Source organism: Embleya sp. NPDC059237 (assembly GCF_042754105.1).
GTDB lineage: Bacteria > Actinomycetota > Actinomycetes > Streptomycetales > Streptomycetaceae > Embleya.
In genome coordinates this window covers 137574-153558 of record NZ_JBHZAE010000001.1, presented here as the reverse complement: position 1 = coordinate 153558, position 15985 = coordinate 137574, and the positions used below count along the sequence as shown (strand labels likewise).

Sequence of the window (15985 nt, the reverse complement as noted above, 5' to 3'; positions counted from 1 at the left end):
CCGGCCCACTCGCGCCCTCGGCCCGGCCCTACAGGCCCTCTCCCGTATACACCGCCTTGCCCTCCACGAATGTGGCCAGTACCCGTGCCTCGGCGATTTCGGTCGGCGAGGCCGCGTACGGGTCGCGGTCGAGGACCACCAGGTCGGCGAGTTTGCCGGTCTCGATCGTGCCGGTGTCGTGGTCGCGGTGGTTCACGTACGCCGTGCCGACCGTGTAGGCCGCCAGCGCCGCCGTCAGGTCGATGCGCTGTTCGGGCAGAAAGATCGTGTCCGATGGCTCGGCGAACGCGGGCAGCACTCGGTTGACCGCCGTGTGGATGCCCCACATCGGGTCGGGAGCGCTCACCGGCCAGTCGCTGCCGGCGGCGAGGGTCGCGCCGGAGCGCAGGAGGTCGCCGAAGGGGTATTGCCAGGCGGCTCGTTCGTCGCCCAGGAACGGGATGGTCAGCTCGTCCATCTGGGCCTCGTGGGCGGCCCACAGGGGCTGAAGGTTGGCGGAAACGCCCAGTGCGGCGAAGCGCGGGATGTCGTCGGGGTGGACCACCTGGAGGTGCGCGATGTGGTGCCGCCGGTCGCCGGGGCCGTTGGTGGCGAGCGCCTGGGCGAAGCCGTTCAGGGCCTCGCGCGCCGCCCGGTCGCCGACCGCGTGTACGTGCACCTGGAACCCGTGCGCGTCGAGGAGCGTGACGTGTTCGCGCAGTTCGGCCGGGTCGACGAAGCTCAGGCCGCTGTTGCCGGTGTGGCAGCCGCAACCGTCGAAGTACGGCTCGTTCAGCGCGGCGGTGAAGTTTTCCGCGACGCCGTCCTGCATGATCTTCACGCTCGTCGCGGTGAACCGGCCGACCGTCGAGGACGCGCGGAGCTCCAGCAGGCGCTCCAACTGCTCGGCACCGCGATCGCGTTCCCACCACAGCGCGCCCACGACGCGTGCGGTCAGCTGCCCGGAGCGGGCCGCCGTCAGATAGGCCTCCAGCGGATCCAGGCCCGGATGCGCGGAGCCGACCATCGCGTCCTGCCACGACGTCACGCCGACCGAGTGCATCCGTGCCTGGCCGGCGAGTAGCGCGCGCAGGCCGTCCGCCGCGTCCAGACCCGGTACCAGGTCGCCGACCAGGGCGGCGGCGCCCTCGTGCAGGGTGCCCTGCGGCGTCCCGTCCGGCTCGCGCTCGATCCGCCCGTCGGCCGGATCCGGGGTGTGCCGGTCGAGCCCGGCGAGTTCGAGCGCACGGGTGTTGACCCATGCGCCGTGGCCGTCGGCGTTGATCAGGAACGCCGGCCGATCCGATACGAGCGCGTCCAACTGTTGCCGACTCGGCGTGCCGCCGGTGAACGCCTCCATGTTCCACCCGCCGCCGGTGATCCACTCCTCGTCGGGCCGATCGGCCGCGTACGCCCGGATCAGCGCGAACGTCGCGTCGGCGTCCCGGGCTTCGGACAGATCGCAGCGGATCAGCGTCATCCCCGCGAGGGCGGGATGTACGTGCGCGTCCTGGAACCCCGGCACCAACGCCCGCCCCGCCAGGTCGATCACGTCGGTACGCGGCCCGATCAGGTCCCGCACGTCCGGATCATGGCCCACCGCCACGATCCGCCCATCCCGCACGGCGACCGCCGTGGCCCGGCGACGCACGGCATCGATCGTATGGACCGCACCACCTCGGAAAACGACATCGGCGAAGGCAGACATGTGGAACTCCCGGCGCTGTAACGGAGAAGGAGAGGGTGGAGAGAATGGAGAGGCAGGAGACGATGGAGAGGCAGGAGGGGAAGGAAGGGAAGAAGCCAAGAGGCTCACGAGGACGAAGCGGGAGCCAGGCAGACGATTCGGAGGACGAAGGGCAGGCGCCCCTTCAACGCCCCGGCGTCCCCACCCCCGCGTAGTCCCACGGCCGAACCCGTTCCACCGCCGCCGCCACCCGGAACACCGTCGCGTCGTCGTAGAACCGCCCGACGATCTGAACCCCCGTCGGAACCCCGTTCGCCGCCCGCCCCGATGGCACGCTCAGCACCGGGCACCGGCTCGCGACGTTGAACACCGTCGTGAGCGACGCCTCGAGGTAGTGCTCCAACTCGACGTCGTTGATCGTGACCTTGGTCGACGTGTAGTCGTCGTCCGCGAGGAACGCGGGAATGCCGGCCGTCGGGCACAGCAACACGTCGTATCGGTCCAGGAGTCCGCCGATCTCGGCCTGGATCGCCGCCTCGCGTTCCAGGCCCGAGAGCAGTCCGCGCCGGTCCGCCGCCGCGACCGTCTCCTCGGCGAACCTGAGGGTGTACGCGTTGAGTTGATCGCCGTAGTCGTTCGCGACCCCGCGCACCCACGAGCCGAAGATCGCGCCGAAGTGGATCATCGCGGTGTCCATCACGTCGCGTCGGCGGATGTCGACCGCCACCTCCTCGACGATCGCACCGGCCTCGCGCAACGCGTCCGCGACCGCGCGGGTGTTGGCCTCCACCTCGGGGTCGATCTGCCAGTCGCCCAGCCCGATCGACAGCGCCACCCGCAGCCCCGCGACGTCCTCCGGCACGGTCGGCAGGATCAGCTTGGGGCTGAGCGCGACGCCGTCGAGCGGATGCGGGCCCGCGATCACGTTCTGGAGCAGTACGCAGTCGCCGACCGTGCGGGTCATCGGGCCGTCGTGGCAGTACGTGTCGAGGTTGAACGGCGGCAGCGCCGGCACCCGCCCGTAGGGCGGCTTGTAGCCGACCGTGCCGGTGAACGAGGCGGGGATGCGGATCGAGCCGCCGATGTCCGAACCGGTCGCGAGCGTCGTACTCCCGGCCGCCAGCGCCGCCCCCGCGCCGCCCGAGGAACCACCGGGCGAATAGTCCGGGTTCCACGGATTGCGGGTCACGCCCCACAACTTCGAGCTGGTGAACGCCGCGCAGCTGAACTCCGGGGTCGTGGTGCGCGCGTGCACGATGCCGCCGGCCGCCATCACCCGCTCGACCACGGGGTGGGTCGTTTCGGCGATCTCGGTCGCGAAGGGCAGCGAGCCCTCGGCGATGATCCGGCCGGCGATCGGCTGTTCCTCCTTGGTCGCCACCGCGAGCCCTTCCAACGGCCGTGGCGCGTCGCCCTTGCCGGCGTAGCGGGCCTCGGCCTCCCGGGCCGCGGACAGCGCTTCGTCGTACAGCCGCTCGGCGAGGCAATTGACGACGGGCTCGACCGCCTCCGCGCGCGCGATCACCGCGTTCATCAGTTCCACGGGCGACAGGGATCGGTCCCGGAAACGACGCAGGGCCTCGGTCGCGGGCAGGTAGGCGAGTTCATCGACGGCGTGATCGGACATGGGAAGTTCGCATCCTTTCGTTGTGTTTGCGTCGCGGCCGGGTGCACCGCGACGAGTTCGGCTCCGTCGACCGGGGATCACTCCCCCGACGAGCCCCCCGCTTCCCGCTCCAACGCCCGCCGATCCGCGGCGATCCGCGCCGGATCCCACCCCACCCGCGGCACCGAATCGAGCAGCAGCCGCGTGTACGCGTGCTGCGGATCCGTCAGCACATGGGCCGTCCGGCCCGCCTCCACCACTCGCCCGCCGCGCAGCACCACCACGTCCTCCGTGATGTGCCGGACGACCGCAAGGTCGTGGCTGACGAACAGGAAGCCGACTCCCGCGTCGCGCCGAATCCCGGCCAGGAGGTCGAGGATCTGCGCCTGGATGGACACGTCCAGCGCGGCGACCGCCTCGTCCAGGATCAACACCTTCGGCTCGGCGGCCAATGCCCTCGCGATCGCCACCCGTTGGCGCTGTCCACCCGACAGCGCCTTCGGCAGCGCCCCCGCCTCGCGCTCGCCCAGCCCCACCTGGTCCAGCAATTCGTCGACCCGCGCCGTCCGCTGATCCCGGGTCAGGTCGAAGTGCAGGCGCAGCACCTCGTCGATGCACTCGCGCACCACGATGCGCGGATCCAGGGACAGGTAGGGATCCTGGAACACCATCTGCATCTCCCGGGCGCGGGCGAGGCGTTCGGCCCGGTTGCGGGTACGCACGGCCCGCTCCCGACCCCCGATGCGAATGCTGCCCGAGTCGGGCGAGACGAGCCCCACGAGCATGCGCGCCGTCGTGGTCTTGCCACATCCGGACTCGCCGACAATGCCCAGCGAGCCGCCGGGCGGGAGCGTGAACGACACCCCGTCCACGGCCCGATGCCCCCCGAACGCCTTGCACAGGTCGACGACTTCGAGCGTGCCATCGACGGAACCCTCGGAGCCCGTGGAACCCCCGTCACCCGTAGACCCCTTGGAGCCCCCCGAATCCCCGGCCCCCACGACTCTCCCGCCCTTGCCCCCACCCTTCCGGGCCACCGAGCCGGTCACGTCACAATCCCCTCGTCGACCCGAAAACAAGCCGCGTACGCGTCGTCGGCCCGCACCAGCGCGGGCGGCTCGACCAGGCACTCCGGCCCCACTCGCGCACAGCGCGCCGCGAACGCGCACCCGGTCGGCGCCTCGGCCAGCGACACCGGGCGTCCCGGAATCGGCTTCGGCGGCCCGGCGTCCGGGTCCAGGCGCGGCGTGGACGCGAGCAGGCCGGCCGTGTACGGATGCCTCGGTCGCGCGAACAACCCCGCCGCGGTCTGCGACTCCACGATCCGCCCCGCGTACATCACGTAGACCCGGTCGCACACCGCCGCGGCCAACTCCAGGTCGTGCGTCACGAACAACATGCCGGTCCCGCGCTCGGCCTGAAGCCGGGTCAGGATCCCGATCACCTCGGCCTGCGTGGTCACGTCGAGCGCGGTGGTCGGCTCGTCGGCCAGCAACAACGACGGCTCCCCGGCCAGCGCCGCGGCGATCACCACCCGCTGGAGCATGCCGCCGGAGAAGTGGTGCGGATAGCGGCGCATCGCGCCCTCGGGGTCGCGAATGCCCACCGCTTCGAGCAGTTCGACCGCACGCCGCGCGGCGACCGCCGGAGCGGTCCCGGCCGCGCGCAGCCCCTCGGTGAGAAAGTCGCCGACCCGGCGCATCGGGTTGACCGATGCCCTCGGGTCCTGGAAGACCATCGCCACCTCGCGCGCCCGAAGCGAACGCAACTCGGCGCGACGCAAACCCAGTACGTCACGTCCACCCACACGCACCGCACCGCTCACCGAGGATCCCTCCGGCAGCAGCCCGAGCACCGAGCGGCACGCGACCGATTTGCCCGAGCCGGACTCGCCGACCAGGCCCACACTTTCGCCCTCGTCGACCCGCAGCGAGATGCCGTCCAGGATCGGTCGGGCGGCCCGTCCCTTGGGCAACCGCACGCTCAGCTCGTCGATTTCCAGAAATGCCATGGCCGGATCAGCGCTCCCGCTTCGCGACTCGGTCGGCGATGCCCTCGCCGACGATGCCGAATGCCACGACCGCGACGACGATGCACAGGCCCGGCGCGAACGACGGCAGCATGGCGTCCTGGAGCAGTGCGGCCTGACCCTCGTTGATCATCGATCCCCAGTCGGAGTCGGGTGGTTGCACGCCGAAGCCGAGGTAGGACAGCGCGGCCAGGTCCATCAGCGCGTAGCCGAAGTTGATCGCCGACTGGGCCAGCACGGTCGGGGTGATGTTGGGGATCAGGTGCCGCACGCAGATGGTCCATCCCGACCAGCCCTGGACGCGGTAGGACTCGATGTACGGCCGCGCCTTCTCCTGCGCGGCGATCGAGCGCACCAGGCGGCCGACGTACGGCGTGTACGCGACGCTCATCGCGATCACCGGCGCGGTCAGTCCGGACCCGAAGACGGCGACGAACAGGATGGCCACGAGCATGCCCGGGAACGCGAAGATCAGGTCCATCGAGCGGGACAACATCGCGTCGATCCACCCGCCGCGCCACGCGGCGGCGACGCCGAGCACGATGCCCAGGATCGTGGAGATGCCGACCACGAGCAGCGGGCCGAGCAGACCGGTGCGGGCGCCGTGGATGACGCGGGACAGGATGTCCCGGCCGGACTGGTCGGCGCCGAGCAGGTGATCGGACGACGAACCGGCGAGCGTGGCGGTCAGGTCCACGGCGTCGGGGTCGTAAGGCGCGATCAGCGGTGCGAACACCGCGATCAGCACGAGCAGTACGAGGATCACGGCCGCGCCGGCGAACAGCGGGCCCTGCCGCAGCGCGCGCAACACCCCGAAGCCGGGCCGCCGGGCGATCCCGCCGCCGGCGGCCTTTCGGTCGATGGGGATCGTACTCACGAGGCACCTCGCCCGGTCAGGGAAAGCCGCGGGTCCACCAGCGGCTGCAGCAGGTCCACCACGAGGTTGACCAGAACGAACGCGGCCACGGTCAGCAGCGTGATGGCCTGTACCACCGGGAAGTCCTTGACGTTCACGGACGACACCAACAGTCCGCCGACGCCCGGTACGGAGAACGCGGTCTCCACGATCGACGTGGTCACCAACAGGCCCGCGATCATGGTGCCGACGACCGTGACGATCGGGCCGAGCGCGTTGCGCAGCACGTGTCGGCGCACCACGTCGGTCTCCGCGACACCGCGGGCGCGGGCCACCTCGACGTGTTCCCGGGCGAGTTCGTCCAGCATCGAGGCCCGGGTCACCCGGGCCAGCAACCCGGACAGGGTGAACGCGAGCGCCACCGCGGGCAGGGTCAGGTGCTCGACGCGGCCCCCGAAGCCCTGGCCGCCGCCGAAGGTGGGGAACCAGCCGAGCTTGACCGAGAAGATCGAGACCAGCCCGATCGCGGCGACGAACGACGGTGTCGCGGTGGCCACTCCGGTGCCGATCAGCACGAACCTGTCCACGAATCCCGGGCGCAGCGCGGCCAGGATGCCCAGGAGCACGCCGGCGAGCACGATCAGCAGCGCCGCGTAGCCGATCAGGAACAACGTGGTGGGCAGCCGGGACGAGATCAACGCGCCGACGTCCTGCCGGAATTGCACCGAGCGGCCGAAGTCGCCGGTGCACACGTCGCCGAGCCACTGCGCGTACTGGGACAGGAACGGGTCGTCCAGGTGGTACTGGGCACGCACGGCCGCCCTGGCCTCCGGCGTCGCCGGGTGGCCCTTGAGCAGGAAGGTCACCGGATCCCCGGGGGCGAGGTGGATCGCGCTGAAGACCAGGAACGAGGTCGCGAGCAGCACCATCGCCAACCCGAGGAAACGGCCCAGGAAGTAACGCGCCATCAGCCCGCGGCCCCGACGGTCGCGGCCCACGGCCAGTAGAGCGCGGCGCTGCTGACCGTGGCGCCGGTGATCCGCTTGTTCATGTACAGGTTCGACGGCTGCTCGAAGAGCGGGATCGAGGCCAGGTCGCGCATCGCGATGTCCTGGAGCTTGCCGGTCAGGTCCGAGCGGGCGCCGGGGTCTGCGGTGGCCGCCGCCTGGTCGTAGAGCTTGTCGTACTCGGAGTTGGAGTAGTTGCCGTAGTTGGCGAACGCCCCCGTGACGAACGACTCGTAGAACTCCAGCGGGTCGGGGGTGTTCGTGTATCCGTTGGTCACCACGAGGTCGATGCCCTTGCGTGCCTCGGGGTCGGTGAACAGCGCGGTGTACGCGTCGGGGGTGACCGTCTTGAGCTCGATGTCCAGGCCGATCGACTTGCCGGCGGCCTGGATCGCGGTGGACGAGACGGAGATCTCGGGGGCGAGCACGCTGGTGGCCAGCACGATCTTCTTGTTCGCGCCGCCCGCCTCGGCGACCAGCTTCTTGGCCGCGGCGAGGTCCTGCTTGACCGGCGGCAGGGTGGCGTAATAGCCCTGTGCCCGGTCGGGGGCCAGGCCCCAGGCGGTGATCGGGAGCAGGCTCTTGGCCTCGTTGGCGTAGCCGCTGGCCGCGGCCTTGATCAGGCCGGGCCGGTCGATCGCCATGGACAGCGCCTGACGCATCCTCAGGTCACCCATCGGGCCCTGCATGTTCGTGACGCCCAGCAGGTAGGCGCCGGTGCCCGGGCCGAAGTACATCTTGCCCTGGGGGGAGTTCAGCAGGCGGCCGTAGGCGTTGGACGGCACGGTGTAGCCGCCGTCGACCGAGCCGGACAGCAGCGCGTTCACGCGCGCGGCCGGGTCCTGGATGAAGACGAACTTGAACTGGTCGTTCTTCGGGGCCAGTTTCGGATCCCAGTAGTTCGGGTTCTTCTTGAGCACGATCGAGTCGCCGGCGGTCCACTTGTCCAGCGAGTAGGGGCCGGTGCAGTTCACCCCGCCCTGCGGATTGCCGTAGTCCTTCCCGGCCTTGGCGATCGAGGCGGCGCTCTCCACCGTGCCGGGCGAGGCGGCGAGCAGCGAATTGAGCAGCGCGTCCGGCTTGTTCAGTCTGATGGTCACCTGGAGCGGGCCGGTGGCGTCGATCGAGGCGACGTTGCGGAACGCGGTACCCCACGCGGAGGCGAGTTCGGGGTCCATGTGCCGCTTGAGACTGGCCACCGCGTCGGCGGAGGTCATCGGCGTGCCGTCGTGGAAGGTGACCCCGGGCCGCAGTTCGTAGACCCAGGTGAGGGGGTCCGGGTTGGTGTACGAAGCGGCCAGTCCCGGCTCGATCTTCATGTCCGGCGTGGTGCGCAGGAACTGCTCGCACACGTTGGCCAGCACCGTATTGATCGGGAAGTCCCAGGCGTAGAGGTAGTCGAGCGTCTGCGGCTCGGCGTACAGCGACCAGGTGACCGAGGGGATGTTGCCCTTGGCCGCCGGGGTGTCCGGGCTGATCTTGAACCCGCCGGCCGGCTTGGCCGAGTCGTTGGAACCACCGGAGCACCCGGCCACGGCGGCGGCCATGACGGCAACCGCCGCGACGGATCGGAGCATGCGCAAGGGAACCCACCTCTTCCAGGGGGTAGCGGGGACGCTGGGGTCGTCAGGAGTATTGATGCGGGAACGTTCCCGCACAAGGGTTTGCGGGAACGGTTTTCTGAAGGTCGCAGCGGGGTGCGCGGACGTGACGCAGGGCTGCCCAGCCGGCAGCATGTGGCGACATGACCACTTCACCGCGAAGCGGCGGCAAACGACCTGCGCCCGTACCCCGGGTCCGCCTCGTCGACGTCGCCCGCGAGGCGGGGCTGTCCAAGACCACCGTCTCGGCCGCCCTGAACGGCACCGGTCGGCTGTCCGACGCGGTCCGCCTGCACGCCCAGGAGACCGCGCGCCGGCTCGGCTACCGCCCCAACGCCACCGCGCGACTGTTGCGCGCGGGACACGCCCGGCTGATCGGTTACGCGGTACGCGAGTACGTGGAAACCCCGTGGTCGTACATGGAGTCGCCCTACTTCGCCCAACTCACCAGTGCCACCGCGCAGGCCGCGCTCGCCCACGGCTACGCGCTGGTCCTGCTGCCCACCCGGTCGGCCCGCGACGAGTGGGCGGATCTGCCGCTCGACGCCGCCGTACTGGCCGATCCGCTCGCCGACGACCCGCTGGTGGAGGACTTCCTGGCGGCGCACATCCCGGTCGTCTCGGACCGACGCGTGCAGGGCAAGCCGGGGGCGCACTGGGTGGACATCGACCACGAAATCGCGGTGCGGGGCGTGCTCGATCACCTGGCGGCGGGCGGCGCGCGACGGATCGGCGTGATCGGCGCGGGGACCACGTCGCTGTTCTACGAATTGGCGCTGACGACGTATCACGAATGGTGCGCGGCACGAGGGTTCGCCCCGCTCGTGGAACTGAGCGAACGTCCCGGGAGCCGGGCCACCCGCGCCGCGATCGACGTCATGCTGGCCCGATCCGACCGCCCCGACGCGCTGTTCGTACTCACCGAGGCCAACCCGCCGCTGATCCTGGAGACGATCCGCGCCCACGGCCTGAGCACCCCGGACGACCTGCTGATCGTCTGCGTCAGCGACGACCCGACGGCCGCCCAGACCGACCCACCGATCACCACCCTGAGCCTGCGTCCCGTCGAAATCGCCACCGCGGGCATGGAGTTGCTGATCAAGGCACTGGAATCCGGCGACCGGTCCCCCACGGGCCGAACCATCGAAACCCGCCTGGAGATACGCGGAACGTCACGCCGGAGCGGCGGTCACGACTGATCCGTGGTCGACCACGCACGGCGTGGTCCTCGGCCGCCGGGCCCGGAACACGCGGATGGGCGTGGTTCGATGTCTCCCGAACGCCGCTCGCGCCCTCGCTCGTTCATTCGTCGTCCCGGAGGAAATGCCGTGATCGAGTCGACTTCGACTGCCGGCGCCATCGTGCCCACCGCCGTGCAGGGGTTCAGTCCACGCACCGGAAAGCCGATCGGCGCGCCCGTACCGGCGAGTTCCGAGGCCGAGGTGGATCGCGTCGTCGCGGCGGCTCGGGGCGTGTTGCCCGGGTGGGCGGCGCGGGCGGGAGCGGAGCGGGCCTCGGTGTTGGAGGCCGTTGCCGATGCGTTGGACGCGGCGCGCGAGGAGTTGGTGGCGATCGCCGACGGGGAGACCGCGTTGGGTGTGGTCCGACTGGGCGGGGAGGTCGGGCGTGCCTCGGGCCAACTGCGCATGTTCGCCGGGCTGCTCCGGGCCGGCGCGCACGTGGGCGCGGTGCTCAGCCCGGCCGATCCGGCGCTCGGCCGGCCCGACGTGCGCCGCATGTTGCATCCGATCGGCGTGGTCGCGGTGTTCGCCGCGAGCAACTTCCCGTTCGCGTTCTCCGTGGTCGGCGGCGACACCGCGTCCGCGTGGGCGGCGGGGTGTCCGGTCGTGGTCAAGGTGCACGAGGCGCACCCGGCGACCTCGATCGCGGTGGCCCGGGTGGTCCGCGCCGCGCTGACCGCCGCCGGTGCCGCCGAGGACCTGCTCGGCTTGGTCGTCGGCCCCGCCTCCGGCGCTCCACTGGTCACCCACCCCGACATCGCGGCCGTCGGCTTCACCGGCTCGCTCGCGGGCGGCCGGGCCCTGTTCGACCTGGCCGCCGGCCGGCCCGACCCGATCCCGTTCTTCGGCGAACTCGGCAGCGTCAACGCGGTCGTGGTACTGCCCGGCGCGGCAGCCGAGCGGGCCGACGAGCTGGCCCGGGGCTACGTCGGCTCGCTCACTCTGGGCACCGGCCAGTTCTGTACCAATCCCGGCCTGCTGTTCGTCCCCGAGACCGGCGGCCTCCCCGACGCCATCGCCGCGCACACCCGCACCGCTACCGGCGGCCCGATGTTGTCCGAGCGCATTCGGGACGCGTACGAGCGGGGCACGGCGGCGCGTACCGGGCGCGAACCGGCGAGGGGCACCGCCGGTGAAGGCGCCTGGGCGGTCGCCCCCGTGGTCCGGCACGCCGACCTCGCCGAATTCGTCGCGCACGCCGCCGAGCTGACCGAGGAGACCTTCGGCCCGGCCGGCCTGGTCGTCACCTACCCCGCCCCGGACGCCCTCCTCGCCGCCCTCGCCGTACTTCCGGGCAGCCTCACCGGCTCGGTCCACGCCGTCGAGGCCGACCACCCGCTCGCCGCCCGGGTCGCCGCCGTCCTGCGCCCGCGCGTCGGCCGGCTCGTCCACAACGGCTGGCCCACGGGCGTCGCGGTGTGCTGGGCCATGCACCACGGCGGCCCCTGGCCCGCCACCACCGCCCCCGGCCACACCTCCGTCGGCGGCACCGCACTGCAGCGCTGGCTCGTCCCGACCGCCTACCAGGACTGGCCCGACGCCCTCCTGCCCCCGGAACTGCGCGACGCCAACCCGCTGGGCGTACCCCGCGAAATCCAACCCTGACCCGTCGACGACCCCGACCCGACCACTTGTCCACAGACCGCACTCGGCTGTCGCCACAAGCTCTTAGACTGCTCGGATGACAGCGCTCGACGACGGTCCCCAGATCAGCGAAGCGCTGCAGGTTCTGCATCGCGTCTTCGGCTACGACTCCTTTCGCGGCAGCCAGCAGGAGATCATCGAGCATGTGATCGGCGGCGGCGACGCCCTCGTGCTCATGCCCACCGGTGGCGGCAAGTCGCTCTGCTACCAGATCCCCGCCCTGGTCCGCAAAGGCGTCGGGGTGGTGATCTCCCCGCTGATCGCGCTCATGCAGGACCAGGTCGACGCGCTGACCGCGCTCGGCGTGCGGGCCGGATTCCTCAACTCGACGCAGAACCCCGACGAGCGGCGCATGGTCGAGGCGGAGTTCCTGGCCGGCGAGCTGGACCTGCTCTATCTCGCGCCCGAGCGGCTGAAGGTCGACGCCACGCTGCGGCTTCTGGACCGGGGCATCGTCTCGCTGTTCGCGATCGACGAGGCACACTGCGTGGCGCAGTGGGGCCACGACTTCCGGCCCGACTACCTCACCCTGTCCCAGTTGCACGAGCGCTGGCCCGACGTGCCGCGCGTGGCGCTCACCGCGACGGCGACCGAGGCCACCCACGCCGAAATCGCCTCTCGGCTGAATCTGCAGCAGGCCAGGCACTTCGTGGCCAGCTTCGACCGGCCCAACATCCAGTACCGGATCGCCCACAAGGACAAGCCGCAAAAGCAGCTGCTCGACCTGCTCCGGGCCGAACACCCGGGCGATGCCGGCATCGTCTACTGCCTGTCCCGGGCCTCGGTGGAGAAGACCGCCGGGTTCCTCGTCGACAACGGCATCGACGCGCTGCCGTACCACGCGGGCCTGGACTCGCGGGTGCGCGCCGCCAACCAGGCCCGCTTCCTGCGCGAGGACGGCATGGTGATGGTGGCGACCATCGCCTTCGGCATGGGTATCGACAAGCCCGACGTGCGCTTCGTCGCACACCTGGACCTGCCCAAGTCGGTCGAGGGCTACTACCAGGAGACCGGCCGCGCGGGGCGTGACGGGCTGCCGTCCACCGCGTGGCTGGCCTACGGCCTGCAGGACGTCGTACAGCAGCGCAAGATGATCGAGAGCTCGGAGGGCGACGCGGCCCACCGCCGCCGACTCGGCACCCACCTGGACGCGATGTTGGCGCTGTGCGAGACGGTCGAGTGCCGCCGGGTGCGCCTGCTCGCCTACTTCGGCCAGCAGAGCACCGCGTGCGGCAACTGCGACACCTGCCTGTCCCCGCCTGCCGCGTGGGACGGCACGATCGCGGCGCAGAAGGTGTTGTCGACGGTGTGGCGGCTCAAGAACGAGCGGCGCGGGCAGAAGTTCGGCGCGGGCCAGATCGTCGACATCCTGCTCGGCGCGAAGACCGCCAAGGTGATCCAGTTCGACCACGACACGCTGCGCGTGTTCGGCATCGGTACCGAGCTGAGCCGGACCGAATGGATGAGTGTGGTGCGGCAGTTGCTCGCGATGAAGCTGCTCGCCGTGGAGCCGTCGTACAACGCCCTCGTGCTCACCGAGGGCAGCGACGAGGTGCTGGGCCGCAAGCGCGAGGTGATGTTGCGGCGCGAGCCCGAGCGGCCGGCGCGCGCGGCGAAAGCGGCGAAGGCGGCCAAGACCGCCAAGGGCAAGGCGGCGCCGGTCGAGATGCCGGCGGCGGCCGCGCCGATCTTCGAGGCGCTGCGGGCATGGCGGGGGGCGACCGCGAAGGAGCAGGGTGTCCCGGCCTACGTGATCTTCCACGACGCGACCCTGCGCGAGATCGCCACGGCCCTGCCGACCACGCTCGCCGAGTTGGGCACGATCAGCGGGATCGGCGAGAACAAGCTGGCCAAGTACGGGCAGCCGATCCTGGACACGCTGGCCGGCACGGCCCCGACCGGCGCGGCCCCGGCGGCTGCGCCCACAGTGCCCGCACAACCGACGAAGCCGGCGCGGCCGGCGGCCGAGCTCACCCGCGAGCCCGTGTCCGAACTCATCCGCGAGCCCCTCCCGGACTACCAGCCGGACTATCAGGCCGACTACCCGCCCGACTACGAGCCGGACTTCGAGCCCACCCCGGAATACGACCCGGACTTCGACCCGGATCCCGACTACCGGGGCTGACGTACCGAGCCGAGGGCCGGGCCGCGGGGACCACGCCGTACCGAGCCCAGGGCCGGGCCGCGGGGGACCTCCGCGGCCCGGCCCGAATGCCTCGCCATCCGAAAAACCCACGCCCGCGTCCACAACCACAGGCCCACCCCGAAAACGAAACGACCGGCCCCGGGGAATCCACCCCGGAACCGGTCGCCTCGAAAGCGTGTCGGTCAGCCCTTGTCCGCCGCGCCGCCTTCCGGCGTCTCGTCGAGCTCGGCCAGCTCCGCCATGAAGCGCTCGATCACGTCACTGTCGGCCACCAGCGTGCCGACCGGCTCGCCGAGGACCTTGCTCGCCAGCTCGGTCGCGATCAGGCCCAGCTCCGCGTGCAGCGACGCGGTCGCGAGCGTGACGTCGCCGTTCAGCTTCTCGTGGCCGGTGGTCACCAGCTCCTCACGAATGCGCTGCCCCTCGGCACGCGCCTCCGCGATCAGCCTGGCCCCCTCCTCGGCCGCCTGCTGCCGAACCAGCGCGGTCTCGCGCCGGGTCTCGGCCATCTGCGCCCGCAGCTCGGCCAGCGCGGCCTCGCTCTCGGCCTGGATGTCGGTCGCCCGGTCGAAGCCGCCTTCGAGCGCGTCGTGCCGTTCGGCGAGCGTCTTCCCGATCCGCGGCAGCAGGACCTTCGCGAAGACCGCGAAGACCAGCCCGAAAACGATGACTCCGAAGATCAGTTCGCCGAGATCCGGCTTGAGAGGTCCCATGGTCCGAAATCCTCGAACACGACGGACCACAAATCAAGTCACGCCCACATCGCTGATCACCCACCGTGACGCTGCGACTCCGATCCGCGCCCCGCAAGGTCGCCCGAGCGGCCCGACTCACCGCTCACGACCGCCCCACCGGGAAGTCGATCAGCACGATCGGCTCACCTGAAGGTTGCGCCGAGCCGCCCGCCGGCTCCACCGTCACCCCGACCCCCGACGCCCGATCCAACCCCGACGCCAGCAGCGCCGTCCCCGGCCGGATCAGCCCGATCGACCGCATGTGGCCGTGGTCGTTGTACCACCCCTGGTACACCCGCGCGTCCGGCAGCGCCGGCAGCCCCGAGGTCAGCACCACGGTCCGGTCCAGCGAGGGCGAGGCGATCACCCGCACCGTCCCGCCGCCACCGGCCGGCGCCGCCCCCCCGACCGCGTCCGGCGCGGTGATCACCGCCTCGATCGCCGCGCCTCGCGCCCGCTGCTCGGCCACGGCCCGTTCGGCGTCCCGCGCGTCCCGGTACTGATCGATCGCCACCCCGCCCAGCGCGCCGATCGCCGCCAGGCAGGCCGCCAGTACCAAAACCACCACCCGCCGGGTCCGGCGCGGCTCCACCGGGGTGGGCGAGGGCCGATCGGGCAGCTCCGGCGGCAGCTGACGCACGGTCGCGATCTCGTCCATCACCCGCCGCTTCAGCTCCGGGCTCGGCGTCTCGGCGACCGCGACGGCCAGTCGTGCCGAGGTCTCCCGGAACTCGCGCACCTCCCGAGCGCACGCCGGACACTCGACCAAGTGGCTCTCGAACTCCCGCCGTTCGTCCTCGTCGAGGGCGTGCAGGGCATACGCGCCCGTCATCGTGTGCAGGTCGGCGGAGGTCATGCGCCCACTCCCAGGCAGTCGCGGAGGCGGATCAGACCGTCCCGCAGGCGGGTCTTGATCGTGCCCAGCGGTACGTCGAGCAGGCCGGCCACCTCACGGTGGGTACAGCCCCGGTAGTAGGCCAGGGTCACGGACTGGCGCTGCAACTCGGTAAGCGTGCGCAGGCAGCGCCGTACCTGCTCGCGTTCCAGCCGCGCCTCGACCTCCTCGATCACCTCGTCGTACTCCGGCGTGTGCTCGCGAAGCGCGGTGCGGTGCTCCCGATCGGTGGCCGCCTGGGCCGAGCGCACCCGGTCGACGGCGCGACGATGCGCCATCGTCAGGATCCAGGTCATCGCGCTGCCCCGATCGGGGCGAAAACGCGCGGCGCCGCGCCAGACGTCGAGCAGTACCTCCTGTGCCACCTCCTCCGACTGCGCGGGATCGCGGACCACCCGCCGGGCGACGCCGAGCACCGCGCCGATCACCGCGTCGTAGACGAACGAGAACGCCTCCTGGTCACCCTGTGCGACGAGGGCGAGCCGGTCCTCCAGCGTGGGCCCGCGCCCACCCGGCGCGGCGATGTGTACGACGGTCCTCACCCGGCCTCACCCCCCTGA

At 71.3% G+C, this 15985-nt stretch carries 13 protein-coding genes; 3 read left to right on the top strand and 10 right to left on the bottom strand.

The features are described from left to right. Nucleotides 1-28 precede the first annotated feature (28 nt). The 7 genes from ACFXKZ_RS00680 to ACFXKZ_RS00650 form a co-directional block, all read right to left on the bottom strand. Complete coding sequence (locus ACFXKZ_RS00680; RefSeq protein WP_379994916.1) at nt 29-1687, bottom strand: amidohydrolase; 1659 nt, start codon at nt 1685-1687, stop codon at nt 29-31. 163 nt (nt 1688-1850) lie between these two features. Then, nucleotides 1851-3293, bottom strand: coding sequence for an amidase (locus tag ACFXKZ_RS00675; RefSeq protein ID WP_379994913.1), 1443 nt, complete (start codon nt 3291-3293; stop codon nt 1851-1853). A 77-nt stretch (nt 3294-3370) separates the two neighbouring features. After that, entirely contained in the window at nt 3371-4174 is an 804-nt protein-coding gene (locus ACFXKZ_RS00670) for an ABC transporter ATP-binding protein (protein ID WP_379997244.1), read from the bottom strand. A 143-nt stretch (nt 4175-4317) separates the two neighbouring features. After that, nucleotides 4318-5283, bottom strand: coding sequence for an ABC transporter ATP-binding protein (locus ACFXKZ_RS00665; protein WP_379994911.1), 966 nt, complete (start codon nt 5281-5283; stop codon nt 4318-4320). Nucleotides 5284-5290: 7 nt separating this feature from the next. After that, nucleotides 5291-6178, bottom strand: coding sequence for an ABC transporter permease (locus tag ACFXKZ_RS00660; RefSeq protein ID WP_379994909.1), 888 nt, complete (start codon nt 6176-6178; stop codon nt 5291-5293). Beyond that, nucleotides 6175-7125, bottom strand: a complete 951-nt coding sequence (locus ACFXKZ_RS00655; protein ID WP_379994907.1) for an ABC transporter permease — start codon at nt 7123-7125, stop codon at nt 6175-6177. The genes ACFXKZ_RS00660 and ACFXKZ_RS00655 overlap by 4 nt, the downstream gene beginning before the upstream one ends. Further along, the gene (locus ACFXKZ_RS00650) at nt 7125-8741 is read right to left on the bottom strand and encodes an ABC transporter substrate-binding protein (RefSeq protein ID WP_379997242.1); all 1617 of its coding nucleotides are present in this window, start codon (nt 8739-8741) and stop codon (nt 7125-7127) included. The genes ACFXKZ_RS00655 and ACFXKZ_RS00650 overlap by 1 nt, the downstream gene beginning before the upstream one ends. 167 nt (nt 8742-8908) lie before the next feature. Here ACFXKZ_RS00650 and ACFXKZ_RS00645 point away from each other — a divergent pair, with 167 nt between their 5' ends. The 3 genes from ACFXKZ_RS00645 (at nt 8909) to recQ (ending at nt 13775) form a co-directional block, all read left to right on the top strand. Further along, the gene (locus ACFXKZ_RS00645; RefSeq protein ID WP_379994904.1) at nt 8909-9964 is read left to right on the top strand and encodes a LacI family DNA-binding transcriptional regulator; all 1056 of its coding nucleotides are present in this window, start codon (nt 8909-8911) and stop codon (nt 9962-9964) included. 129 nt (nt 9965-10093) lie between these two features. Continuing rightward, entirely contained in the window at nt 10094-11611 is a 1518-nt protein-coding gene (locus ACFXKZ_RS00640) for an aldehyde dehydrogenase (NADP(+)) (RefSeq protein WP_379994902.1), read from the top strand. Nucleotides 11612-11687: 76 nt separating this feature from the next. Continuing rightward, on the top strand, nt 11688-13775 hold the full coding sequence (recQ, locus tag ACFXKZ_RS00635) for a DNA helicase RecQ (RefSeq protein WP_379994899.1): 2088 nt from the start codon (nt 11688-11690) through the stop codon (nt 13773-13775). Nucleotides 13776-13978: 203 nt separating this feature from the next. Here recQ and ACFXKZ_RS00630 read toward each other — a convergent pair whose 3' ends face one another. From ACFXKZ_RS00630 to ACFXKZ_RS00620, 3 genes are all read right to left on the bottom strand, one after another. Further along, nucleotides 13979-14509: a hypothetical protein gene (locus ACFXKZ_RS00630; RefSeq protein ID WP_379994896.1), complete on the bottom strand. Its 531-nt coding sequence runs from the start codon at nt 14507-14509 to the stop codon at nt 13979-13981. 124 nt (nt 14510-14633) lie between these two features. Continuing rightward, complete coding sequence (locus ACFXKZ_RS00625) at nt 14634-15386, bottom strand: anti-sigma factor domain-containing protein (RefSeq protein ID WP_379994894.1); 753 nt, start codon at nt 15384-15386, stop codon at nt 14634-14636. Further along, a complete protein-coding gene (locus ACFXKZ_RS00620) occupies nt 15383-15967 on the bottom strand; it encodes a sigma-70 family RNA polymerase sigma factor (protein ID WP_379994892.1) in 585 nt (194 codons plus the stop codon). The genes ACFXKZ_RS00625 and ACFXKZ_RS00620 overlap by 4 nt, the downstream gene beginning before the upstream one ends. Between the last annotated feature and the right edge of the window lie 18 nt (nt 15968-15985).

Coding starts and splice junctions, on each gene's coding strand:
- ACFXKZ_RS00680 (WP_379994916.1), bottom strand. CDS start 1,687: ATGTCTGCCTTCGCCGATGTCGTTTTCCGAGGTGGTGCGGTCCATACG.
- ACFXKZ_RS00675 (WP_379994913.1), bottom strand. CDS start 3,293: ATGTCCGATCACGCCGTCGATGAACTCGCCTACCTGCCCGCGACCGAG.
- ACFXKZ_RS00665 (WP_379994911.1), bottom strand. CDS start 5,283: ATGGCATTTCTGGAAATCGACGAGCTGAGCGTGCGGTTGCCCAAGGGA.
- ACFXKZ_RS00655 (WP_379994907.1), bottom strand. CDS start 7,125: ATGGCGCGTTACTTCCTGGGCCGTTTCCTCGGGTTGGCGATGGTGCTG.
- ACFXKZ_RS00650 (WP_379997242.1), bottom strand. CDS start 8,741: ATGCTCCGATCCGTCGCGGCGGTTGCCGTCATGGCCGCCGCCGTGGCC.
- ACFXKZ_RS00645 (WP_379994904.1), top strand. CDS start 8,909: ATGACCACTTCACCGCGAAGCGGCGGCAAACGACCTGCGCCCGTACCC.
- recQ (WP_379994899.1), top strand. CDS start 11,688: ATGACAGCGCTCGACGACGGTCCCCAGATCAGCGAAGCGCTGCAGGTT.
- ACFXKZ_RS00630 (WP_379994896.1), bottom strand. CDS start 14,509: ATGGGACCTCTCAAGCCGGATCTCGGCGAACTGATCTTCGGAGTCATC.
- ACFXKZ_RS00625 (WP_379994894.1), bottom strand. CDS start 15,386: ATGACCTCCGCCGACCTGCACACGATGACGGGCGCGTATGCCCTGCAC.